This is a genomic window from Sphingomonas sp. NFX23 (genome assembly GCF_049887795.1).
GTDB lineage: Bacteria > Pseudomonadota > Alphaproteobacteria > Sphingomonadales > Sphingomonadaceae > Sphingomonas.
Genome location: NZ_JAGEKH010000003.1, coordinates 660,506 through 682,988 on the forward strand (window position 1 = coordinate 660,506; position 22,483 = coordinate 682,988).

21 protein-coding genes and 1 pseudogene are annotated in these 22,483 nt (G+C 64.7%); 12 read left to right on the plus strand and 10 right to left on the minus strand.

Going from position 1 to position 22,483, the window contains the following annotated elements; genetic code table 11:
• Positions 1-26: 26 nt before the first annotated feature.
• Positions 27-806 carry a transglutaminase-like domain-containing protein gene (locus J4O76_RS10660; protein WP_426281775.1) on the minus strand — a complete coding sequence of 260 codons (780 nt, stop codon included), beginning with the start codon at positions 804-806 and terminating at the stop codon, positions 27-29.
• A gap of 88 nt (positions 807-894) precedes the next feature.
• Entirely contained in the window at positions 895-1,644 is a 750-nt protein-coding gene (locus tag J4O76_RS10665) for a Bax inhibitor-1/YccA family protein (RefSeq protein ID WP_353466461.1), read from the minus strand.
• Between the two features lie 173 nt (positions 1,645-1,817).
• Between J4O76_RS10665 and thpR the strand changes: the two genes are divergently transcribed.
• Entirely contained in the window at positions 1,818-2,312 is a 495-nt protein-coding gene (thpR, locus tag J4O76_RS10670; protein ID WP_426281777.1) for an RNA 2',3'-cyclic phosphodiesterase, read from the plus strand.
• A 44-nt stretch (positions 2,313-2,356) separates the two neighbouring features.
• Positions 2,357-2,893 carry a superoxide dismutase family protein gene (locus J4O76_RS10675; protein WP_426281778.1) on the plus strand — a complete coding sequence of 179 codons (537 nt, stop codon included), beginning with the start codon at positions 2,357-2,359 and terminating at the stop codon, positions 2,891-2,893.
• Between the two features lie 245 nt (positions 2,894-3,138).
• On the opposite strand, the gene J4O76_RS10680 is transcribed toward J4O76_RS10675, so the two are convergent.
• The 3 genes from J4O76_RS10680 to J4O76_RS10690 all read right to left on the minus strand — a co-directional run bounded on the left by J4O76_RS10680 (position 3,139) and on the right by J4O76_RS10690 (position 6,826).
• Positions 3,139-4,707, minus strand: a complete 1,569-nt coding sequence (locus J4O76_RS10680; RefSeq protein ID WP_426281779.1) for a spinster family MFS transporter — start codon at positions 4,705-4,707, stop codon at positions 3,139-3,141.
• A 104-nt stretch (positions 4,708-4,811) separates the two neighbouring features.
• Positions 4,812-5,618 (minus strand): hypothetical protein, encoded by an 807-nt coding sequence (locus J4O76_RS10685; RefSeq protein ID WP_426281780.1) that lies wholly within the window; start codon positions 5,616-5,618, stop codon positions 4,812-4,814.
• On the minus strand, positions 5,618-6,826 hold the full coding sequence (locus tag J4O76_RS10690) for a TIGR04063 family PEP-CTERM/XrtA system glycosyltransferase (protein ID WP_426281781.1): 1,209 nt from the start codon (positions 6,824-6,826) through the stop codon (positions 5,618-5,620). Before J4O76_RS10690 ends, J4O76_RS10685 begins: the two co-directional genes overlap by 1 nt.
• Before the next feature lie 100 nt (positions 6,827-6,926).
• Here J4O76_RS10690 and J4O76_RS10695 point away from each other — a divergent pair, with 100 nt between their 5' ends.
• The 3 genes from J4O76_RS10695 to J4O76_RS10705 are packed head-to-tail and all read left to right on the plus strand — an operon-like array spanning position 6,927 to position 9,497.
• A complete protein-coding gene (locus J4O76_RS10695; protein WP_426281782.1) occupies positions 6,927-7,082 on the plus strand; it encodes a hypothetical protein in 156 nt (51 codons plus the stop codon).
• A complete protein-coding gene (locus J4O76_RS10700; RefSeq protein ID WP_426281783.1) occupies positions 7,075-8,418 on the plus strand; it encodes a putative O-glycosylation ligase, exosortase A system-associated in 1,344 nt (447 codons plus the stop codon). The genes J4O76_RS10695 and J4O76_RS10700 overlap by 8 nt, the downstream gene beginning before the upstream one ends.
• Positions 8,415-9,497 carry an acyltransferase family protein gene (locus J4O76_RS10705; RefSeq protein WP_426281784.1) on the plus strand — a complete coding sequence of 361 codons (1,083 nt, stop codon included), beginning with the start codon at positions 8,415-8,417 and terminating at the stop codon, positions 9,495-9,497. The genes J4O76_RS10700 and J4O76_RS10705 overlap by 4 nt, the downstream gene beginning before the upstream one ends.
• A gap of 55 nt (positions 9,498-9,552) precedes the next feature.
• Here J4O76_RS10705 and J4O76_RS10710 read toward each other — a convergent pair whose 3' ends face one another.
• The gene (locus J4O76_RS10710) at positions 9,553-10,116 is read right to left on the minus strand and encodes a type 1 glutamine amidotransferase domain-containing protein (protein WP_426281785.1); all 564 of its coding nucleotides are present in this window, start codon (positions 10,114-10,116) and stop codon (positions 9,553-9,555) included.
• Between the two features lie 180 nt (positions 10,117-10,296).
• On the opposite strand from J4O76_RS10710, the gene J4O76_RS10715 reads away from it, so the two are divergent.
• Together J4O76_RS10715 and J4O76_RS10720 are read left to right on the plus strand one after the other, a co-directional pair.
• The gene (locus tag J4O76_RS10715; RefSeq protein ID WP_426281863.1) at positions 10,297-11,253 is read left to right on the plus strand and encodes a DNA topoisomerase IB; all 957 of its coding nucleotides are present in this window, start codon (positions 10,297-10,299) and stop codon (positions 11,251-11,253) included.
• A gap of 11 nt (positions 11,254-11,264) precedes the next feature.
• Positions 11,265-12,440 carry a mechanosensitive ion channel family protein gene (locus J4O76_RS10720; RefSeq protein ID WP_426281786.1) on the plus strand — a complete coding sequence of 392 codons (1,176 nt, stop codon included), beginning with the start codon at positions 11,265-11,267 and terminating at the stop codon, positions 12,438-12,440.
• 357 nt (positions 12,441-12,797) lie between these two features.
• Here J4O76_RS10720 and putA read toward each other — a convergent pair whose 3' ends face one another.
• Positions 12,798-15,815 (minus strand): bifunctional proline dehydrogenase/L-glutamate gamma-semialdehyde dehydrogenase PutA, encoded by a 3,018-nt coding sequence (putA, locus tag J4O76_RS10725; RefSeq protein WP_426281864.1) that lies wholly within the window; start codon positions 15,813-15,815, stop codon positions 12,798-12,800.
• A 157-nt stretch (positions 15,816-15,972) separates the two neighbouring features.
• Here putA and J4O76_RS10730 point away from each other — a divergent pair, with 157 nt between their 5' ends.
• The 4 genes and pseudogenes from J4O76_RS10730 to J4O76_RS10745 all read left to right on the plus strand — a co-directional run.
• Positions 15,973-16,407: a MaoC family dehydratase gene (locus tag J4O76_RS10730; protein ID WP_426281866.1), complete on the plus strand. Its 435-nt coding sequence runs from the start codon at positions 15,973-15,975 to the stop codon at positions 16,405-16,407.
• Between the two features lie 132 nt (positions 16,408-16,539).
• Positions 16,540-17,718, plus strand: coding sequence for an acetyl-CoA C-acyltransferase (locus tag J4O76_RS10735; RefSeq protein WP_253071098.1), 1,179 nt, complete (start codon positions 16,540-16,542; stop codon positions 17,716-17,718).
• A 65-nt stretch (positions 17,719-17,783) separates the two neighbouring features.
• Complete coding sequence (locus tag J4O76_RS10740) at positions 17,784-18,071, plus strand: AraC family transcriptional regulator N-terminal domain-containing protein (RefSeq protein WP_426281787.1); 288 nt, start codon at positions 17,784-17,786, stop codon at positions 18,069-18,071.
• A gap of 59 nt (positions 18,072-18,130) precedes the next feature.
• Positions 18,131-18,268, plus strand: a pseudogene (locus J4O76_RS10745) (helix-turn-helix domain-containing protein); the annotation flags it as partial.
• A 219-nt stretch (positions 18,269-18,487) separates the two neighbouring features.
• On the opposite strand, the gene J4O76_RS10750 reads toward J4O76_RS10745, so the two are convergent.
• Positions 18,488-18,799: an ArsR/SmtB family transcription factor gene (locus J4O76_RS10750; RefSeq protein ID WP_426281788.1), complete on the minus strand. Its 312-nt coding sequence runs from the start codon at positions 18,797-18,799 to the stop codon at positions 18,488-18,490.
• 130 nt (positions 18,800-18,929) lie between these two features.
• On the opposite strand from J4O76_RS10750, the gene J4O76_RS10755 reads away from it, so the two are divergent.
• A complete protein-coding gene (locus J4O76_RS10755; RefSeq protein ID WP_426281790.1) occupies positions 18,930-19,664 on the plus strand; it encodes an SDR family oxidoreductase in 735 nt (244 codons plus the stop codon).
• A gap of 340 nt (positions 19,665-20,004) precedes the next feature.
• On the opposite strand, the gene J4O76_RS10760 is transcribed toward J4O76_RS10755, so the two are convergent.
• Positions 20,005-21,063, minus strand: coding sequence for a carbohydrate porin (locus tag J4O76_RS10760; protein WP_426281791.1), 1,059 nt, complete (start codon positions 21,061-21,063; stop codon positions 20,005-20,007).
• 344 nt (positions 21,064-21,407) lie between these two features.
• On the minus strand, positions 21,408-22,481 hold the full coding sequence (locus tag J4O76_RS10765; protein WP_253071103.1) for a phosphotransferase: 1,074 nt from the start codon (positions 22,479-22,481) through the stop codon (positions 21,408-21,410).
• Positions 22,482-22,483: the final 2 nt, after the last annotated feature.

Here is a 22,483-nt window from a genome sequence, read left to right on the forward strand (position 1 = left end):
CCCCGCGAAGGGCCCCGGGAAGCGGCTCAATCGAGCGGCGTCACCTTCACCGTCTGCTCCCACAGATATGCCTGCCCGAACACCGTCATGAACGCGATATCGGTCGCATCGCGCCCCACGCAGACCCGCGCGATATCGCTGCACGTCGCCATCTTGGTCGCATCGATCAACCGCCAGTCGCCGGCGAGCCACAGCTCCGCGACCGCATGGAAGTCGGGCGGATCGACCCCCGGCGCATAGGCCGACACGCACCGCGCCGGGATCCCGCCCGCCCGCGCGAGCGACACGAGCAGATGCGAATAATCCCGACACACACCCGAGCGCGACGCAAACGTATCGAGCGCGGTCGTCTCCCCGCTGCTCGATCCACAGCGATAGTCGAGCGACTGATACACCCACTCGGTGAGCGCCGCCGCCAGCGGACCGCCTTCCAGCCCGCCGAACTCGCGCGCGACAAAGCCCTCGAAGCGGTCCGACGGACAATAGCGGCTCGGCATCAGATACGGCGTCAGCTCGCCATCGAGCATCCGCGGCGGCGTTGCCGGATACAGCTCGAGCTGCACCCGCTCGCGATTTACGGAAACGATGGCCTTATACTCGGCCGTGAACCGCCCATGTCCGCGTGACCAGCAACGCTGGCCGATGCCGTCCTCGCCGCGCACCGCCCGGATCGGACTATCGGACCACAAAGTGAGGGACTCGGACTCGATCTTCTGGTCGGCCATCGCCGCCGCCTCGATTTGGAGGAGCACATCGGCATCCCCCGCGATCCCGTAATCCAGACGCACGTCGATCGAGAGCCGCATTGCGCGTCCCATTCCTGTTCCGAAGCCAAAAGAAAAGGGCCCGGCGGTGTCCCGCCGAGCCCTGCGTTCGTCACACCCTTAGCGGGAGTTAGTTGCGGCTGCTACCAAACAGACGCAGCACGAACATGAACATGTTGATGAAGTCGAGATACAGGCTCAGCGCCGACATGATGACGACCTTGCCGACCATGTCCGTACCCGCGACCTGCGCATACAGGCTCTTGGTACGCTGCGTGTCGTAGGCGGTGAGGCCCGCGAACAGCAACACGCCGACGCCGCTGATGACCAGCTGCATCACGCCCGACTGCAGGAACATGTTGATCAGGCTCGCGACCAGCAGGCCGACGACACCGATGATCAGGAACGTCCCGAACGCCGACAGGTCGCGCTTGGTGGTGTAGCCGTACAGGCTGAGACCAGCAAAACCGGCTGCAGTGGCGAAGAACGCACCCGCGATCGACGTGCCGCTATAGACCAGGAAGATCGTCGACATCGACAAACCCATCAGGACGGCAAAGCCCCAGAAGAGCATCTGCATCGTGCCGGTCGACATCTTGTTCTGGCCGTAGCTCATGCCGAACACTATCGCGAGCGGCGAGAACATGATGACGTACTTCAGGATACCGCCGCTCATGAACACCTGTGCGGCAGGCGATTCTGCGCCGCCCCATGCGAACAGCATCGCGACGATGCCAGTGAGCAGGACTGCAGAACCCATGTAGTTATACACGGACAGCATGTACGAACGGAGACCAGCGTCATAGGCCTCGGTACGCTGGCCCGTGGCCGACGTTCCGAACGGCGCGGCGCGGGGCTGGGGGTCAGACCAATTAGCCATTTTGAAATCAGCTCCTTTGTCCGGCATGGTGCCGGTTACGGTGAATATCGTCTTTTACAGGACGCTTTTCAAGCAGAGTGGTTGCATCGGCATGGTGGTTCGCGGTTAACCTGCCGCAATCCATGATCCGCCTTTTTGTCGCCCTCCGCCCGCCACCCGCTATCCGTCAGAGCTTGCTCGACATAATTGAGGGCGTGCCGTCCGCGCGCTGGCAGGACGAGGAACAGCTGCACGTTACGCTGCGCTTCATCGGCGAGGTCGAACGACCGGTGGCGGAGGACGTCGCGGTAGCGCTGAGCCAGATCGTCGCGCCGGTCCCGAGCGTGTCGCTGACCGGAGTCGGCCGCTTCGAGAAGCGCGGAAGGACCGATACGCTCTGGGCCGGCGTGACGCCCCCCGACGCGCTCGCCGCGCTCCACCGCAAGGTCGACCAGGCGTGCGTTCGTGCCGGCCTCCCGCCCGAACATCGCGCCTATCTCCCGCACATCACCGTCGCGCGGCTGGCACGGGCGGCGGGCGTCGGGTTCGCGATCGAGGACTGGCTCGCCACCCACGCCGCGCTGTCGAGCGCGCCCTTCCCGCTACCCCATCTCGTGCTGTACGAGAGCCATCTCGGCCGCGACGGCGCGACGTACGAACCCGTCGCTCGCTGGGCGCTTGGAACCTGACGCGCGGCGGAGGGTTCGCCAGAGTATCAACAGGGAGAGACACTATGCGGATTGCGACACTGGCACTGCTCGGCGCGGCGACTATCGGGCTGACCGCCTGCGAGAAGACTGGAATGGAGACCGGTGCCCCCGTATCTGGCGGGCAGCGCGCCACGGCAACGCTCCAGACCGCGACCGGCAGCGATGTCGGCCGCGCGACGGCGACCGAAGTGGCCGGCGGCCTCCGCTTCACGCTCGACGCCAAGGCAATGCCCCCCGGCACGCACGGCGCGCATATCCACATGGTCGGCCGCTGCGACGCCCCCGACTTCACGACCGCGGGCGGCCACTGGAACCCAACCAACATGAAGCACGGCAGCATGAACCCGCAGGGCCCGCACGAAGGCGACCTGCCCAACCTCGTGATCGGCACCGACGGCCGCGGCACGATCGGCATCACAATTCCGGGCGCGACGATGGCGGGGCTGATGGACGCGGACGGCTCGGCCTTCGTGGTCCATGCGGGTCCGGACGATTTGATGACCGACCCGGCTGGTAATAGCGGTGGGCGGATCGCCTGCGGGGTATTCCAGGCGGGCTAAGTGCGTGGCCCCTCTCGCGCGTCGGGAGGGGCGCATTCGCATGCGCAACTTCCGCTCGTGCTAAGTAGAGACCGAGTAGTCGCAAGGCGGCGTATCGAGGGCTCGTATCTAAGCACATTTCTCGCGTACTGACCTGCCCCCCGTTCGCCCTGAGCGTAGTCGAAGGGCATGCGCCAAGCGTAAGTGCTTCGACATCGCTCAGCACGAACGGAAGAGGGTGGCCGGGATAGGTTCAACAGGAGCGGTTAAACCGCTTCCCCCGCCGCCCGCGCCCTATCCTCCCGCGTAGCCTCGGCCCCAGGCGCAAGCCGATACGCCGCCACCGCACACGCCAAAGTGATCGGCGTCACCACCAACAACGACAGCATCCCGATCGACAAGCTCCCGGTCAGCGTCGACACCCGCCCCGCCATATATGGCCCAAGCGCGAGCCCGATCAGCGTCGTCCCGATGAAGAACGTTGCCGTCGCCGTCCCCCGCATCCGCGGCAAGACCATGTCCTGCGTGGTCGCCGCCGCCGCACCCAGCGCACACGACGCGGTCAACTGCGCGAGGAATATCCCGGTATAAAACGCGACCGGCGACGACGCGGTGAAGGCCAGGATCAGGAACGGCACCGGCACCACCGCGCCGAAGATCACCACCCACAACCGCCCCGCCGGGTTGCCCTGCCGCAACCGATCCGACACCACGCCGCCGATCGTTAGCCCGAGGAACCCCGCGGTCGCGCCAAGGCTGCCGATCATGAACCCCGCCGACGCCGGCGTCGCGCCAAGCTCGCGCAACGCATAGGGCGCCGCCCAGAAACTCGCCGCATAGCTCAGGAACGCGTTCAACCCGTACGCGACTACCGTGCACAGGAACGCCGGCGTGCCGACGATCAGCGCAAAGGTCGGCGGATCGCGCCGCTTCAGCGCCGACGCCCATGAGAACACCGCATACACGCCGATCCCGATCGCCACCCATTGCGGCCAGGGCTCGCCCGCCGCCACCAGCCCCGACACCGCCGCAACCACCAACGCGAGCGCAACGAGGTTGTACCCCAGCGCCCGCGCTCCCCCCATCGCCGCGCCGATCAACGTCAGCGGCGGCACGATCGTCACCAGTTCGGCCCCGAACGCGCGGAACGGCGCCGGATGCTTCTCCGGCTCGGGCAGCCCCTCGACCAGCCCGCGGATCGGCTCCTTCAACGTCGCGATCCAGACGGCGAGCAACAGCCCCGGCACGCCGACCGCCATGAACGCCGCCTGCCAGCCGACCAGCCCGAGCGGCCCGCCACCCGGATAGGCCTTGTTCCAGCCCTGCACGATCAACCCGCCGATGAACAACGAACAGCCGCCGCCGACGTAGAGGCCTGCGGAGTAGATCGACAAAGCCGTTGCCCGCAGCCGCTTCGGGAAATAGTCGGAGATAATCGAATATGCCGAAGGACTAGCCGTCGCCTCGCCGATCCCGACGCCGATCCGTGCCGCGGCAAGATGCCCGCCGGTCTTCGAAAAGCCCGATAGCGCGGTCATCACCGACCACAGCGACAACCCGATCGTCATCAGCCTGACGCGGTGCCAATTGTCCGCCAACCGCCCCAGCGGAATACCGAACAGCGAATAGAACACGCCGAACGCAGTGCCGTACAGGAACCCGAGATCCTGGTCCTTGAGCCCCAGGTCGCGCTTGATGTCCTCCGCCAGGATCGAGATGATCTGCCGGTCGACGAAGTTCAGGACGTAGACGAGGAACAGGATCGACAACACGTACCAGGCGTAGCGCGACGCGCCTTTCTCCGGCTCGCCCATAACGGTTTCGGCGTTTGCCATGATCCCTCCCGATGTTTTTCGAGCTATGGGTATCAGAGGCAAGAAGAGAGAAACAGTGCTTTCGGCAGGCTCGGGTACGCCAGATCGAGCGGTGCGCGTCTACCTCAGTGTGACCCGATCCGCCCGCGACGAAGCGCCCCCTGCTCCAGTCGCTGCAAGAGCGTCTCGATCGTCGGCGGCACAGGCGGCTCAGCCTGCGCACGCAGAGGCCGGGCGATCGGCGTCGGCGCGCTGACCTCCTCCACCGGTTCGGACGTTTCGACGACCGGCGGCTCGACTGGCTTCGGCACAGGCGCGGTCACGAACGTGTCCGGCTCGACGGTCGGCGACATTTCGATCACCGGCGCGACCATCGTTGGCTGCGCCAGCGGCGCGACCGGCCGGGCAGGCTCCATCGGCACCGGCCGCATCGCCTTCGGATCATAGGCGGCGAGCGGCAGGTCGAGATCGGCGGGAATAGCCCGTTCATCACGCGGGGCCCCATCGGCCGAACCCGCGACGCCAACCTCCATCAACGGCGTACCGAGATCGGCCGCAGACATAGGCTTGCGCGGCGGTGCGTCGGGATGCGCGTCGGCGCGGCGGATCACCGGCACGCCGTCTTCCCGCGGTCGCGCACCGGCAAACACCCCACCCGGCCCGAACAGCAAATACAGCGACGACCACAGGATCGCCGCGATCAACGCCCCCGCCCCCAGCGAAAGTATCGCGCGCGCAGTCGCCCCGAGCGGTGGTGCCGCCATCGGGATCAGCGCCGCGATACCCGTATCCGATACGAGCGCCTCCAGCGCATCGCCGGACGACAGCATCACGCCTGCCGCCGCGATCACGCCCCCGGCAATCGCACCGACGATCGGCACCAGACGATTCAGATTGCCGCGCTGCAAAGTCCGAAGAGCAAACTCTGCCATTAATTTTCCCGCACCGCGGCCGCGATCAGCCGTTCATAGACTGGAGCATAGCGACGAATGTTTGACGACCAGTTACGCTCTTCCTGGACGAATGCACGCCCCCGTGCGCGCCGTTCGTCCCACCCCGAGCGATCCGCGAACATCCCCGCCAGCGCATCCGCAATCGCCTGCGGATCGTCGGGCGGAAACAGCGTGCCGGTATCACCGTCGCGGATCAGCTCGCGGTGCCCGCCGACGTCCGACGCCGCGACCAGCCGCCCCTGCGCCATCGCCTCCAGCGGCTTCAATGGCGTGACCAGATCGGTCAGCCGCATCCGCTTGCGTGGGTAGGCGAGGATGTCGACCAACCCGTAATAGCGCTCGACCTCCTGATGCGGCACGCGCCCAACGAAGGCGATCGCATCCGCCACCGGCGATGCCCCCCCCTGCGCGCGCAACGCCGCTTCCATCGGCCCGCCGCCGACCATCAACAGCCGAGCTTTGGGCCGCAGCGCCAGTAGGGCAGGCATCGCCGCGATCAGATCGTCGAGCCCTTCGTAATCGTAGAAGCTGCCGATGAACCCGACGACGTCGGCACCGTCGAGCCCCAACTCAGCCCCCAGCGCATCGTCACGCGGCGGCGCGTTGCCGAACAGGTCGAGGTCGACGCCGTTGGGCGACACCATGATCTTGTCCCTGGAGATGCCCCGCGCGACCAGGTCGCCGCGCAGGCCCTCGCAGATCACCGCCACCGCATCCGCCCGCCGCACCGCCCACGTCTCCAGCGCCCGCGTCGCACGGTAGCGCATCGACGTCGCCGTCCCCGTCCCGTTGCCGACCGCCGCATCCTCCCAGAACGCGCGAATCTCGTAGACCAGCGGCAGCTTCCGCTTGCGCGCGACGATCAGTGCGGCGAGCGCATCGATTACCGGCGAATGCGCGTGGAGGATGTCGGGCTTGAAGGCATCGACCGCCGCCTCGATCCGCTTGGCGAACGCCGCGATCCCGACGGCTTCGCCGACCGGTCCCGGCTTCACACCGGCATCCGTACGGTGGAAGGTCAGCCCGTCGACCGACTCAACCGAGGCAGGCGCGACACCGTGCCGCGGGCCGGTCACCGCAGCGACAGTCCAGCCGAGCGCCTCCTGCGCCTTGAGGATCGCCCGCGTGCGGAACGTGTAGCCACTTTGCAGCGGCAGGCCGTGATCGAGGATATGAAGGATACGCATCGTGCTATCCCCCTGCCACAGATCGCTTAACGGCGCGTCAACCGACTATACCTACAGACGATTCCGTGATGTCCGCATATCCGGAAAGGAGGCCGTACCTATGATCGACAATCTCGCGCTCGGCCTCAGCCACGGGTTGATGATGCTTGCGGCGTTCCTGTTGCTCAAGCGTCCCGATCTCGATCGCGAGCCCAGCCCACACGACAGTTCGGATACCAAGCGCAAGTCCACCGAGAAACCCCGCCACGATGCGTGACCTCGCGTTCATCGCGTTCCTGCTCGCGTTCTTCGGAATGGGGTTCAAGCGGCCGTTCCTGCTCGTGCTCGTCTATGTCTATATCGACATCGTATCGCCGCAGCGGCTGACCTACCTGCTACTCAATTCGGTGCCGATCTCGCTGATCGCGGTCGCGCTGGCGGTCGGCGGGTGGATCCTCGCCGACGACAAGCGCGACACGCGGGTCGGTGGGCGACAGGTGCTGATCGTGCTGCTGCTGCTCTATTGCTGGGGCACGACGATCACAGCAGACTTTCCCGTCGAGGCCAAGGAGAAATGGGACTGGGTGTGGAAGGCGCTCGCCTTCGCCGCGTTCCTCCCCCTGACGCTGCGCACGCGCGTGCGGATCGAGGCGCTGCTGCTGTTCATGATCCTCGCCGCATCGTCGATCATCGTCGTCGGCGGCATCAAGACGATCGCCAGCGGCGGCGGCGGTTACGGCCAGTTGAACCTGATGGTCGACAATAATTCAGGACTGTACGAGGGCAGCACGATCAGCGCGGTGGCAATCGCGATCGTCCCGATCATCGTCTGGTTCATGCACCACGGCACGATCTTCCGGCCGGACTGGCGGGTAAAGGCTTATTGCCTGGCGCTCGTCTTCGCCTGCCTGCTGATCCCAGTCGGCACGTCGACGCGCACCGGGCTGCTCTGCATCGGCCTGCTCGCGCTGCTGTCGATCCGCAACGTGAAACGCAAGGTCGCGTATCTGGCGATGCTCGGCGTGCTGGGGCTGGCGGCGATCCCGTTCCTGCCCTCGACCTTCACCAACCGCATGAACACCATCAAGACCTACGACGCCGACGAATCCGCCTCGACGCGCCTTGCGGTATGGAAATGGACGATCGAATACGCAAAGGCGAACCCGTTCGGCGGGGGCTTCAACGCGTATCTGGGCAACCACATCCGCTACGATTTGAAGACCACGCCCGGCGCTGCCGAGGCCCCCAAGGTCGAAGTCGATAAGGCGCGCGCGTATCACAGCGCGTATTTCGAAATGCTCGGCGAGCAGGGCTATCCCGGCCTTGCGATATGGCTCGCGATCAACCTGATCGGCATCGTCCGCATGGAGTTCATCCGCCGCCGCTACCGCGACCCGGACGGGGAATTCGCCTGGGCCGGACCGCTCGCGGCCGCGCTGCAAAGCGGGCACATCGTCTACCTGCTCGGCGCAGGGTTCATCGCGATCGCGTTCCAGCCGTTCGTCTACATGCTGATCGGCGCGCAGATCGGCCTCGATACCTATCTGGCGCGCAAGCGGAGCGAGCAGTCGTTCCGGCCGATGCGCCGCAGTGCCGTGCCATCTCCAGCGTGACGGATCGTACACCGGTTCACGAACTGCGCGCGCTGACCGGCGTGCGCGGGATCGCCGCATGGTTCGTCGTCTTCTATCACATCCGCCTGTCGATCGCGGGGCTGCCCAGCGGCGTGCGCGACGTCTTCGCCAAAGGTTATCTGGCGGTCGACTTCTTCTTCCTGCTGTCCGGCTTCGTAATCTGGCTGACCTGGTCCGACCGCATTCGTACCGGCGGGGTGGCTAGCATTCCGCGGTTCCTGCGAAAACGCATCGCCCGTATCTGGCCGCTACATCTGGTCACCTTGGGGGGCGCCGTGGGACTGGCCCTGCTGCTCCGCGCAACCGGCCGCAGCGATCCGCAGTTCGTCTTCCCGGAATTGCCGCTCCACATCCTGCTGCTCCAGAACTGGGGCTTCACGCATCAGCTCGCCTGGAACGACCCCGCCTGGTCGATCAGCGCCGAACTGGGTGCGTACCTGCTGTTTCCGTTGCTGGTTATGGCGGTGGACTGGCGGCGCTTGCCGAGCTGGGCATTGCTGGCAATTGCCGGCGGCCTGCTGGTCGGCCTGCACCTGGCGATGGATGCGACTACCCTCGGCGCCAACATCCCGCGCTACGGCCTGCTTCGCTGCCTGGTAGAGTTTACGACGGGCAGCATCGTCTGCGCCCTATGGTTGCGGTGGCGCGGCGTCTTGCGAGCGCCGCTATGGGCGGCGCTCGCAGCCATGGTCGCTGCCGGTAGTTGGATCGCGGGTGCACCGGAAACGCTGGTCGTCCCCGCGTTGTTCGCCGTCGTCCTGCTGCTGCTGGCACTGACTGGAGGTAAGCCAGGAAACCCGTTCGAACTGGGACCAACGCACTATCTGGGCGAGATCAGCTATGCGACCTATCTCAGCCATTTCATCTTGTGGAAGGCGTTCAAGCTCGTCTTCGTCAGCGACGCGACCGCCGTGTCGCCGATGTATGTAGCCTTGTATCTGGGCTTGGTCCTGATGGCCTCGATTACCCTCTATCACCTGATAGAACGCCCCGCCCAACGCTGGCTCAACAGGCTCCCCTCCCGCTCGTGGGAGGGGTTGGGGGAGGGGCAGCCATAAACGTCGGCGCCCAATCCCCTCCCCTAGCCACTCCCGCAAACGGGAGGGGAACAGGTCAGTCGACCGGCTCGTCGGACAGCTCTTCCTCAAGTGCGGCGATGATCGCCTTGTTGAACGCGGGGATATCGTCCGGCTTGCGGCTCGTGATCAAATTGCCGTCGACGACGACCTCTTCGTCCACCACGTCCGCGCCCGCATTCTCCAGGTCCGTCCGGATCGACGGGAAGCTCGTCACGCGGCGTCCGTCGATCACGTCCGCCTCGGCCAGCAGCCACGGCGCATGGCAGATCGCGGCGATGATCTTGCCGTCCTCCATGAACTCGGTGATGATCTCGATCGCGCGCTCCTGCTGGCGCATCGCGTCCGGGTTGGCGACGCCGCCCGGCAGCACCAGCGCGTCGTAATCGTCGGTATCGACCTCGTCGAGCGTCAGGTCGGGCGTCGCCGTCTCGGCCTTGTTGATGTCGCCCTTCATGCCCTGGATCGGGTCGGTCTTGATCGAGGCGAGCGTCACTTTCGCGCCCGCCGCCTCCAGCGCTTTCCTCGGTTCGAACAGTTCGACGGTCTCGAAACCATCGGCAGCGAGCATCAATACGCGAGCTTGGGAAAGATCGGCCATGTCATGTCTCCAGTGAAATCCCGTGCCCCCTCAACCAAGCGCAGCCCGCCTCGTTCCGGAACGATGCGCCTTCCCGAACATTTGCAGAGATAGTTCGAACGAGACCCTCGAGGGACCACCGCATTGCCCATCAAGATCGTGTATTCCGACGACTCCAAGCCCGGCATCACCCGCAAGAAGATGCGGAACGGCTGGGGCTATTGGGATGCCAAGGGCGAACGCATCACCGACCGCGACGAGATCGACCGGCTGAATGCAGTCGGCCTGCCCCCCGCCTACCGCGACGCGTGGTTCTGCCCCAAGCCCAACGGCCATATCCAGGCGGTCGGCTGGGACGAGAAGGGGCGCAAACAATACCGCTATCATCTCGGCTTCCGCGAAGCGCAGGAGGCCGCCAAATACGAACGCTGCGCCGATTTCGGCCACGCACTCCCCAAGATCCGCAAGGCGGTCGAAGCCGATCTCCGCAAGCGCTCGCTGACCCGCGAACGCGCGGTCGCCGCGGTTATCCGCCTGCTCGACGGCGGCCACATCCGCATCGGCAACGAGGCTTATGCCGAGGCGAACGAGAGCTTCGGCGCCACCACGCTGCGCAAGCGCCACGGCGAAGTGAAGGGCTCGACGCTCAAGCTCCAGTACAAGGGCAAGTCCGGCAAGATGCGGACGCTCAAGATCACCGACCGCTCGCTCAGCAGCTTCGTCAAGAAATGCCAGGACCTCGACGAACAGCATCTGTTCGCGTGGCTCGACGACGCCGGCGTCGCGCACCCGGTCACCTCGACCGACGTGAACTGCTACATCCGCGACGTCACCGGCACCGATTTCACCGCCAAGAACTTTCGCACCTGGGCCGCCAGCGTTGCCGCGTTCGAGGCACTCGCGTCGGCCGAACGCGACCTCAGCCTCAAGACGATGCTCGAACCCGTCGTCGCCCGGCTCGGCAACACCCACGCGATCGCGCGCAAAAGCTATGTCCACCCGTCGCTGATCGCGCTCGTGAAAACCGGTCAGTCGACCTTCCGCAAGGCGCTCCGCCTCCCGCGCGCCAAGCGCTACATGAGCCGCGAGGAATGTGGCCTGATCACCTTCCTCGAAGCCGGCACGCCCGCTGTTGCGACACTGGCAAGAGCGGCCTGACGAGTATTTCCATGACCAATACCACTGCCGCCGCCAAGCAACCGATCTTCGACGCGGGCGACGTCGGCGACCAAGCGCAGGGCTTAGTCACCGCCAGCTTCGCTTGGGTGCAAGCCTATTGGCTCCAGATCCTGATAGCATTCGGGATCGGCGCGGTGATCGTCGTCGCGCTCCACACTGCGCGCCGCTTCGGCAGCAAGCTCTGCGAACGCCCGCGCGCGCTGAACGGCTGGGGTATCGTCGTCGGCAAGGCGATCGCACGCACCGGCAATTTCTTCATCGTCATGCTCGCCGCCAAGCTGGTCGCCGGATACTCCGCCGCCCCCGGCGAAGTCGCGACGACGATCAATTTCCTCTTCACCGTCGCCGCGGTGTTCCAGGCCGCCGTCTGGGTCCGCGAGATCATCCTCGGCGCGATCGAGCACCGCACGCAGTCCGAACATTATTCGGGCGAAGCGCTGCTCTCGGCGATGGGGCTGATCCGCCTGCTCGTCACTTTCGTCGTCTTCGCGGTCGCGCTGGTGGTCGTCCTCGACAATCTCGGCGTCAACGTCACCGGCCTCGTCGCGGGTCTCGGCGTCGGTGGCATCGCGATCGGCCTGGCGGCACAGGGCATCTTCGCCGACCTGTTCGCCGCGCTCGCGATCATCTTCGACCGCCCGTTCCGCCGCGGCGACTCGATCAGCTACGACACCGCCTCGGGCAGCGTCGAGGCGATCGGCCTCAAGTCAACGCGCATTCGCGGCATCGACGGCGAGGAGCGCGTGATCTCGAACAAGAACCTCCTCAACAAGGAGATTCTTAACAACACGCAGCGCAACCACCGCCGCGCGAAGTTCGTCATCGGCGTCACCTATTCGACGCCCCCGGAGGTCTGCTCGCGCATCCCCGCAATGCTGAAGGAGATCGTCGAAGCCAACGACAAGATCTTCACCCGCGCAGGTTTCACCGGCTTCGGCGCGTCGAGCCTGGATTTCGAGGTCCAGTTCGACAGCAAGGGGCCCGACTATGCGAGTTTCTACGACGGTCGGACGGCCGTTGGCATCGCAATCCTGAAGCGGTTCAACGACGAGAAGATCGAGATCGCGTTCCCGACGCAGGTCAACATGATGGCCGCGCCGGATGGCTCGATGGTGATGCCGTATCTCGAAGGGCGACGGGCGGACACGGAAGCAACGCCCGCCTGATTATCTACCCGGCCGCTCGACGCCTTCGCCTTCGGCTTCGGAATGTACGCGCCGGTTAGGGTAGCCCTACCCTATCTTGTTCTCCCGCGAAGGCGGGAGCCCAGTCTGGGTCCCCGCCTTCGCGGGGAAACAATGCTTGCTAGAGTACCGTGAAATCGAGTCGGCCGAGACAAGCTGGACATAAAGAGCTCGCCGCCACGCCCAACACCACCCCGGCGAAGGCCGGGGCCCAATTGGCAAGGTCGCAGTAACGAAGCGCGACGGTCGTCAGCACAGTTCCCCAATTGGACCCCGGCCTCCGCCGGGGAGGTGCTCTACAAGTGACCCACGCGTAGGCCGTGTCCGGTTGAGGAGAGACTAAATTCCACCCTCATCCAACGACAGCAACGTCGCGTTCCCGCCCGCACTCGTCGTATCCACCGAAACCGCCCGCTCGGCACAGAACCGATAAAGATATCGCGGCCCACCAGCCTTCGGCCCCGTCCCCGAAAGCCCCTCACCACCAAAAGGCTGAGACCCCACGACCGCGCCGATCATCGACCGGTTGATGTACAAATTTCCCACCGCAGCCTCGGCCTCGATCACCTCGGCCGCCCGCGCGATACGGCTGTGCAGGCCCATCGTCAGCCCATACCCCTTCGCGTTGACCCGAGCGATCGTCTCGCTCAGCTTCCCCGCCTCCCACGTCGCCACGTGCAGGATCGGCCCGAACCACTCCTGGTTCAAATCCTCGATCGCCCCGATCCGAACCAGAGTCGGCGGCACGAACAGCCCATCCGCCGGCGCATCGAGCGTCTTGACGATCTTCGCCTTCACGCTCTCGCGGTAGGCCATCAGCCGATCATACGCGGCCTGGTCGATTACCGGCCCGACATCGGTCGCGGGATCGCCCGAGCGCCCGATCCGCAACGTCTCCATCGCCCCCGACAGCATCTCGATCACGCCGTCGGCGATGTCCTCCTGCACCAGCAGCAAGCGCAGCGCCGAGCACCGCTGCCCCGCCGACCGGAACGACGACGCGATCACGTCCGCCACCACCTGCTCAGGCAGCGCGGTGGAATCGACTATCATCGCGTTGATCCCGCCGGTCTCCGCGATCAGCGGCACGATCGGCCGCGTCTCGTCGTCGAGCAATGACCGTGCGATCTTCCGCGACGTCGCGGTCGATCCGGTGAACGCGACACCCTGGATGCGCACATCCGCCGTCAGCGCCGCGCCAACCTCCGGCCCGCCGGTCACGAGCACCAGCGCATCGACCGGCACGCCAGCCTCATGCGCAAGCTCAACCGCACGCGCCGCGATCCGCGGGGTCTGCGGCGCAGGCTTGGCAACCACGGTGTTGCCGGTGACGAGCGCCGCCACCGTCTGTCCGAGAAAGATCGCCAGCGGGAAGTTCCACGGCGCAATCGTCGCCCAGACACCCCGACCCTCGATATGCAGCGTGTTCCGCTCGCCCGTCGGCCCCGGCAGTTCGATCGGATGCAAGTTCAGCCGCGCCTGCTGCGCATAGTAGCGACAGAAATCGGCTGCTTCGCGCACCTCGCCAATCGCGTCGCCAATCGTCTTGAACGCCTCCTGCACGCAGATCGCCATGAGTTCGTCGTGATGCTTCTCGAGCAGGTCGGCAAGCCGTTCGAGGCAAGCCGCGCGTTCGTCGACGGGCGTGGTCGACCAAGCCGGAAACGCCGCATGTGCACGCGTGATGGCATCTTCTACCGTTCCCCCGCGAAGGCGGGGGCCCAGCCCCTCCAAATCACGCGCGTCAGCGCGGTCGGCGCTTCGCGCCGAGTCTGGGCCCCCGCCTTCGCGGGGGAACGGCGTATGGGCCAACGGTGCGTTCACGGCCTTCACCACCGCCTCCAGCGTCCCCACATCACTCAAATCCAATCCAGCAGAATTGCGGTGCCCGCAGGCCCCGAACAAATCCACCGGCAACGGAATGCTGGGATGCCGCTTCCCCCCCACCGCAGCGATCTTCGCCACCGGATCCGCCAGAATCTCCGCCTCGGTCAGCCGCTCGTCCGCCAACTGATGCACGAAACTCGAATTAGCCCCATTCTCCAACAACCGCCGAACAAGATACGCCAGCAAATCCCGATGCCCGCCAACCGGCGCGTAAACCCGGCAATGATAGCCATTCTCCTGCACCAGCCGCTCGTACAGCCCGTCACCCATCCCGTGCAGCCGTTGGAACTCGAAGTCGCGCGAGTTGCCCGCCCACTCCATGATCGTCGCGACCGTCAGCGCGTTGTGGCTCGCGAACGCCGGCCGGATATTCTCCGCGGCCAGCATGTCCTTCGCCACGGCCAGGTACGACACGTCGGTCGCCGCCTTGCGCGTGAACAGTGGATAGTCCGCCAGCCCCTCGACCTGCGTGCGCTTGATCTCGCTGTCCCAATACGCGCCCTTCACCAGCCGCACGTTCATCACGCGGTCCAGCCCGTTCGCCCATTCGATCACCGGCCGCGCGCGCTTGCCATAGGCCTGCACCGCCATGCCGAACCCGTCCCAGCCCTTCAGCGACGGCAGCCCAGCGACCGTGCCGATGATGTCGAGGCTCATCTCCAGCCTTTCGGATTCCTCCGCGTCGACGGTAAGCGCGATGCCCTTCGACGCCGCCTGCACCGCAAGCGCTTCCAGCATCTCGGTCAGCGCGGGCACGCACTCACTCCACCGCGCCACTTCGTACCGTGGATGCAGCGCCGACAGCTTGACCGAGATCGAGTGCCCCGCCGCCGGATCGCGCCCGACCGCGTCGACCGCACCGACATACGCCTGGAAGTATCGCTGCGCATCGGCATGCGTCCGCGCCGCCTCGCCGAGCATATCAAAGCTCGCCGTGAAGCCCTTGTTCTCCGGCCGGCGCATCCGCTTCATCGCCTCGTCGATGGTGCGACCCATCACGAAGATCTCGCCCATCATCTTCATCGCCGCGCCGACCGCCTGCCGCACGAACGGCTCGCCCGCGCGGCTGATCAGGCGCCGCAGCGGTCCCGTCGATCCCTCGCCGACCAGCACGCGGCCGACCACCAGCCCCCAGGTCGCCGAATTGACCAGCTTCGAATTCGACTTGCCCGCATGCGCGCGCCAGTCGGCATCGCCCAGCTTGTCCGCGATCAGCAGGTCCGCCGTCTCGGGATCGGGCACGCGCAGGAACGCTTCCGCCAGCGACAGCAACGCGACGCCTTCCGACGAATTGAGCCGATATTCCTGGAGGAACTGGTTCACCCAGCCCTTGCTCTGCGCCGCTCGCAGGTCCGCGAGCAGGCCCAGCGCATGCCCCATCACACGTTCGCGCGAATCCGAATCGAGCGCGGCGCGGTCCAGCAGCGGTTTTAGAACATCGGGTTCGCTCGCGCGGTACAGCTTTGCCATGATATCGCGGGCATTGGACGTTACGGCAGTCGACATTTTCCAGCTTCCGGTTGGGTGAGGCTTGCGATCCGCTCGCCTGTACGCCTAGAGACATTGCAGCGCTTAGCGCCAAATGAGCTTTGAGGGGAATGCCGTGGCGACGATCACCACCGCGCAGATGCACCAGCGCATCGGCACCGAGACGGTTTCCGACTGGGTCGAGGTCACGCAAGACATGATCGACAAGTTCGCCGACGCGACCGGCGACCACCAGTTCATCCACATCGATCCGGTCCGCGCGGCACAGACCCCGTTCGGCGGCACGATCGCGCACGGCTTCCTGACGCTGTCGCTGATGCCGCTGCTGTCGTCGAAGGTGCCCGACGCGCCGACCATCGAGGGCGCGAAGATGGGCGTCAATTATGGCGGCAACTCTGTCCGCTTCCTGACCCCCGTCCGCTCCGGCTCGAAAGTCCGCGGCCGCTTCAAGCTGCTCTCGTTCGACGAGAAGCGTCCCGGCCAGTGGCAGCAGACCAACGCGTTTTCCGTCGAGATCGAGGGCCAGGAAAAGCCCGCCCTGATCGCCGAATGGATCAGCCAAGTCTTCGTTTGAAACTAATTCCCCTCCCGCTTGCGGGAGGGGTCAGGGGAGGGTCCGATATAGCCGCGATTGCGCCGGCTGCTCTGGCCACCCCCTCCCCCAACCCCTCCCGCAAGCGGGAAGGGAGCAGATAAGGATAAAATCATGCGTTCAGCCGTCATCGTCTCCACCGCCCGCACCCCCATCGGCCGCGCCTATCGCGGCGGCTTCAACAACACCCCCGCCCCCACGCTCGCCTCGCATTCGATCAAGGCCGCGGTCGAGCGCGCCGGCATCGACGGGGCGGAAGTCGACGACGTCGTCTTCGGCTGCGCGCTCCAGCAGGGCCACCAGGCCGGCAACATCGCCCGCACGTCGTTGCTGCGCGCCGGCCTCCCCGTCACCGTCTCGGGCATGTCGGTCGACCGCCAGTGCGCCTCCGGACTGATGGCGATCGCCACCGCGGCCAAGCAGATCATCACCGACAACATGGACATCACGATCGGCGGCGGCGTCGAGAGCATCAGCCTCGTCCAGACCCCGCAGATGCGCGTCGCCCCCGATCCCCAGCTGATCGCGATGCACAAGGACGTCTACATGCCGATGCTGCAGACTGCCGAAGTCGTCGCCAAGCGCTACGGCATCAGCCGCGATGCGATGGACGCGTACGCGCTCCAGTCGCAGCAACGCACTGCCGCCGCACAGGCAGCCGGTTATTTCGATGCCGAGATCGTGCCAGTCGATGCCAACATGGCCATCGTCAACAAAGAGACGAAGGAGGTCACGTACAAGGACGTGACGATCACCAAGGACGAGGGCAACCGCGCCGACACCACGCTGGAAGGGCTCCAGTCGCTGAAGCCCGTGATGGGCCCCGACTTCACGATCACCGCGGGCAACGCTTCGCAGCTCTCGGATGGCTCGTCGTCGTCGGTACTGATGGAAGAGAAAATCGCCTCGCAGCGCGGTCTCCAGCCACTCGGTCGCTATGTCGGCATGGCGGTCGGCGGCACCGAGCCCGACGAGATGGGCATCGGTCCGGTCGTAGCGATCCCCAAGCTGCTAAAGCGCTTCGGGCTGAAGATGGACGATATCGGCCTGTGGGAACTGAACGAGGCGTTCGCGGTCCAGGTCCTCTATTGCCGCGACCATCTCGGCATTCCCGACGAGTTGCTCAACGTCAGCGGCGGCGCGATCTCGATCGGCCACCCCTACGGCATGACCGGCGCCCGCGCGACGGGCCACGCGCTGATCGAAGGCAAGCGTCGCGGCGCAAAGTATGTCGTCGTCACGATGTGCGTCGGCGGCGGCATGGGCGCGGCCGGGTTGTTCGAGGTGCTGTAAATTCGAAATGCAGCGCCGGTGTAGCCCACGTACTACACCGGCGCTGTCCCCATCGTCTTGCCTATATGGTCCCCGGCCGTGTTAGCAGCTCCGTTCAATATTCTGGAACAGCACGCAGTCGGGTCCCTACGACGCATTACGAAACTAAAACGCCGCCCGGCCCTTCTATTACTGAACTGCTCGACGCCTGGCTACGCCTGCTGCGGCTACTCGACGCGCCGCAGGACATCACGGTATTGGCGCCGCTTTGCGAGCATGGATCCCTTACCGCCTACTTCAGGGCGCGCAGGGAGCGATCGTCCGCCAGATCGCGCGTGCGGATAGCCGCCTTTCGCAGGTCGCCGCGCGATTAAGCTAACGCGAACAGTTCGACCAGCCTTTACGCGTCGAAGCGTTGACCGATGAGGCAGGCATGAGTTCGGCTTCGCTACATCGGCATTTTCGAACGGCAACGGCGATGAGCCCGCTACAGTATCAGAAGAGCTTGCGATTGCAGAAGGCTTGTCGACTAATCGTCAGCGGCCGCGATGTTGCCGCGGCCGGCTATGCCGTCGGGTACGAAAGCGTATCGCGATACAGTCGCGAGTATGCCCGGCTCTTTGGCTCACCATCCTCTCGCGATACCAAGAGCGCAAACGCCGCAGACCAATTCAGCGAGGTTTTCGCGGAACGAGGCAACCCGGCCCAATTCCGGACACTCGGACTGCCTTGCGACACCGCCAGCTTCGGTCCCGATACGGCGCCGGATCTGTCGGCATCGCGGTATGCGTCAGGCAAGGCTGTTGGCGAGCACCACGTCGAGCAGGCCCGGGAAACGCCGGTCGAAATCGGAGCGTCGCAGCGTGTTGATCATCTCGCGCCCAGCCTGCGTCGTCTCGATCAGCCCCGCGGCGCGAAGCAGCTTCAGGTGATTGGACAGCGTGCTCTTGGGGATCGACTCGCATGGTGCCGCGTCGGTGCAGCTCAGCCGCTCGGTCATGGCCAACCGTGCCACCATTGCCAGCCGATTGGGATCGGCCAGCGCGTGGAGAGCGAGATCGAGCGGAACGTCCTCAAGACGGGGATGCGTGAAACGGGGCATCGGGCTCATATAATGGAGCGGCTCCACTTTAATAGTTCGGATATGTTGAACTGTGGAAGCGTCAGCTTATGTTCCCTCTTGCCGACAGCACACGACGGCGTGATCGCGGGCCACATTTCGGAGAATTGACATGTCACTTCAGGGCAAAAAAGCGCTCGTCACCGGTGGATCACGCGGCATCGGCGCAGCAATTGCCAAGCGACTGGCTGCCGACGGTGCAGCCGTCGCGATCACCTACGCCGGCAACAAGGCTGCCGCCGACGCTACCGTGGCGGCAATCGAGAGTGCCGGCGGCACTGCCTTCGCATTCCAGGCAGACGCTGCCGACCCTGCATCGCAACGCGCGGGCGTCGAGCAGGCCGCCGCCGTGCTCGGCGCGATCGACATCCTGGTCCACAATGCCGGCGTGGCGGAATTCTCTGCCGTCGCCGACGATACGGACGAGACCTTCGATCGCCAGTTCGACGTCAACGTGAAAGGCCTCCACGTTGGCACACGCGCGGCGCTGTCGCACCTGAACGACGGTGGGCGGATCATCCTGATAGGCAGCGTCTCGGGCGAGCTCGCCTTCCCGGCGACCGCGGTCTACAGCGCGACCAAGGCGGCCGTTGCGGCGTTGGCGCGAGGCTGGGCGAAAGATCTCGCATCACGCAATATTCTGGTGAACACGGTGCAGCCAGGCCCGATCGACACAGACATGAACCCCGCCAACGGCGAGTTTGCGCAGCAGATGATCGGATACATTCCGCTTGGCCGCTACGGCAAAGTCGAGGAAATCGCGGGTGCGGTCTCGTTCCTCGCCGGTCCCGATGCGAGCTATATTACGGGTACCACGCTCAACATCGACGGAGGCGCGGCTGCCTAACGCTACCGGTCAGCCCCTCCGCCAAGTTGGAGGGGCTGATCGCGCTTGGGCGAGGGTGCGATCGAAGGGAGCACGGCTGTCCTGGAGTATCTCAAGCTGATCGCATCACCCGGGCTTGGCGCATCCTGCGTCTCAGTGCCAAGTACGCTGTTTCGACACTTTCGAACTCGAGGAAGATCTGTGCGGAAATAGCGCGATGAGCGACTAACCGGCCATGACGGCGGCCCCTTGCGAATGGCAAGTAGACGTTGGCGAACACGCTTGGACGGTCCGGATTGCTCCAGGAGATTGATCGGGATCTTGGCGATATGCAATCAGCCTTGCAGCGCTGGTGGAAGCCTCAGAACAACGTGATCAGGCTCAGGTAGCCGTTCAGTGCTGGCCCGAACCTTGGGCTGAAGATCGGATGCACCGTTACTCCCAAGCCCGGCTGGATATAGATCCCCGCCGCAGCGCGATAGGCGTAGCTGGCCGTGGCAGCCCAGGTACCTTTGTAGAATGATTGGTTTGTCGGGACACGAGCGCGCAGTCCCTCCGGACTATACACGTTATACGTTGTTACCAACGACGCCAGATCGAACGGACGGCTTTTGATGAGACCGACGCCATAGACGCGGCCTTCGTAATATTGCGTGAAGAAGTTCTGTTCCGGTGGCGCGTAGTTGAATGTCGCTCCGGCATAGATTCCGCGAAAGGGTTTCGCCGGATCGGTCTGCGTCAGCTGTCGATCGGCAGCGACGAAAACGGCCCAATTATCTTTTTGCGCACCATCCGAGAAATGCGTGTAGCGCGTCGAATTATGAATGCCGCCGAACCGTACCCAGGCAGATTTCGTTCCGGGCGCCGATGCCCGATTGAAACCGATTTCGTCGATCAATAAGACGCCAGTACCTGGCGGAGAGAAACGAAAACCTCCCGGGTTCACGGCGTTCTCCGCGGTCGCACCCCCGGGTGGCAAGCTGCGCTGAATACCGAATTTGTTGTAGAAGCCGGTCTTCGATCGTACCCGGACGTTGATACCGGGCGCTGCGAACCCGCCATAACTCAAACCGAGTTGGAACGGGATCGTCGCCTGCGGTCCGAGGTTTCCGGTTGCCAGATTGCCACCGACGTTGATCCCGAGGAACTCCTGCGTGTTGTCGATGTAGCCCGCTTTGAAGTCCAACACCCCGGCGATCACATCCTGATAATAGTGCAGACGACCGATCCGGATTTTCTTCGGACCGTTCACTGCTGGAAAGCTGTTGTCGACGATGCTCAATGTCGTTGCGATCTGTCCACCCTTGAGGCCAATACGGCCGAGATCATAGGTCGCGGTGAGGCTGGCCGTGGTATTGGTTCGTGTTATCCGCTGGCCGTTATAAAGCTGTGGTCCACGATAGCCGCGATCGTTCTGCAAGAAGTCATACTGGAAATTAGCCGTATTGATCGGCGAAATGCCGATGCCGATATCGGCGAGCGCATCACGAACGCCCAGATGATCGGCGAGGATCGTATCGGCGACCTTGGGATACGAGATCGCCCATCCCTTCAGACTAAGATCGTCGAACCGCTTGAAGCGATCGGGCGTGGGCAAGACGCTGTCGTCTGGCAGTGCGCTGGTTGTCGCAGGCTGTGTCGTCTGTTCGGGGGGATCCGGTCGCGGGGGCACCTGAGCAAGAGCCACGGAGGGCGCTGACACCGCCAATAGCGCTGCAACGCAGCAGAATGCGGTAGGATCGGACATACGCAACTCTCCAAATATCAGCGACGCGTCGCGCGCTCCGCCTGCGCCCAGGCCAGCGCCATCAATTCGGGCAGCACCGCGACGCGCTGGCGTGCCTCGGCAGACGCCGCCGTACCGTTCAGCACGCGGCCCTTTATTCCGTGGAAGATCGCGGCGAGGCGGAAGAAGTTGAACGCGATGTAGAAGTCGTATCCGGGCATCGAAGCCAAGCCACGCCGGGCACAATAGGCTTGCAGATACGCTTGTTCGGACGGGATCCGGAGCGACGCCGGATCCACACCACCAAGCCCGGCGACGATATGTGCCGGCATCCGGTACATCATGGCATGATAGGCGAAGTCCGCTCCCGGATGCCCGAGAGTCGACAATTCCCAATCGAGTACGGCCAATATCCGGGGTTCGCTGGGATGAAAGATCAGATTGTCGCAGCGGAAGTCGCCATGCACGATGGATGACGCATCGTCGTCGAGGGGAATGTTCGCCGGCAGCCATTCGACGAGCCGGTCCATATACGGATCCCGCCCTGCGGCATCGTCGGACAGATACTGGCTCGACCAACGCGCGATCTGACGTTCGAAGTAATTGCCGGGCCTACCATAGTCCGCGAGCCCGATCGCGTCTGGATCGATCCCGTGAAGCTGCGCCATCGTCGCATTCATCGCATCGAAATACGCAGCCCGCTCCTCGGCAGGTACGTCAGGGAAGGTCGCGTCCCAGACGACGCGCCCTTCGACCATGTCCATGACGTAGAACATCGTGCCGATCACCGTGTCGTCCACCGACAGTCCGTAAACGTGCGCCACCGGAAAGCCGGCACGCTCGAGTGCGATCAGCACCCTAGCTTCGCGGTCGACGGCATGAGCGCCCTTCAGCAACGGCCCGGGCGGCTTGCGACGCAGGACGTAACGTCGCTTCGGCGTGGCCAGATGGTAAGTCGGATTGGATTGCCCACCGCGAAACTGCGTGACGATCAGCGGCCCCTGATAGTCCGCAACATGCGCCCGCATCCACGTGTCCAACGCGCCTTCGTCAAGCTCGAAACCCGGGCGTACTGGCGTGGTCCCCAGATTGGCATCGGAGACCCGCGTCATGA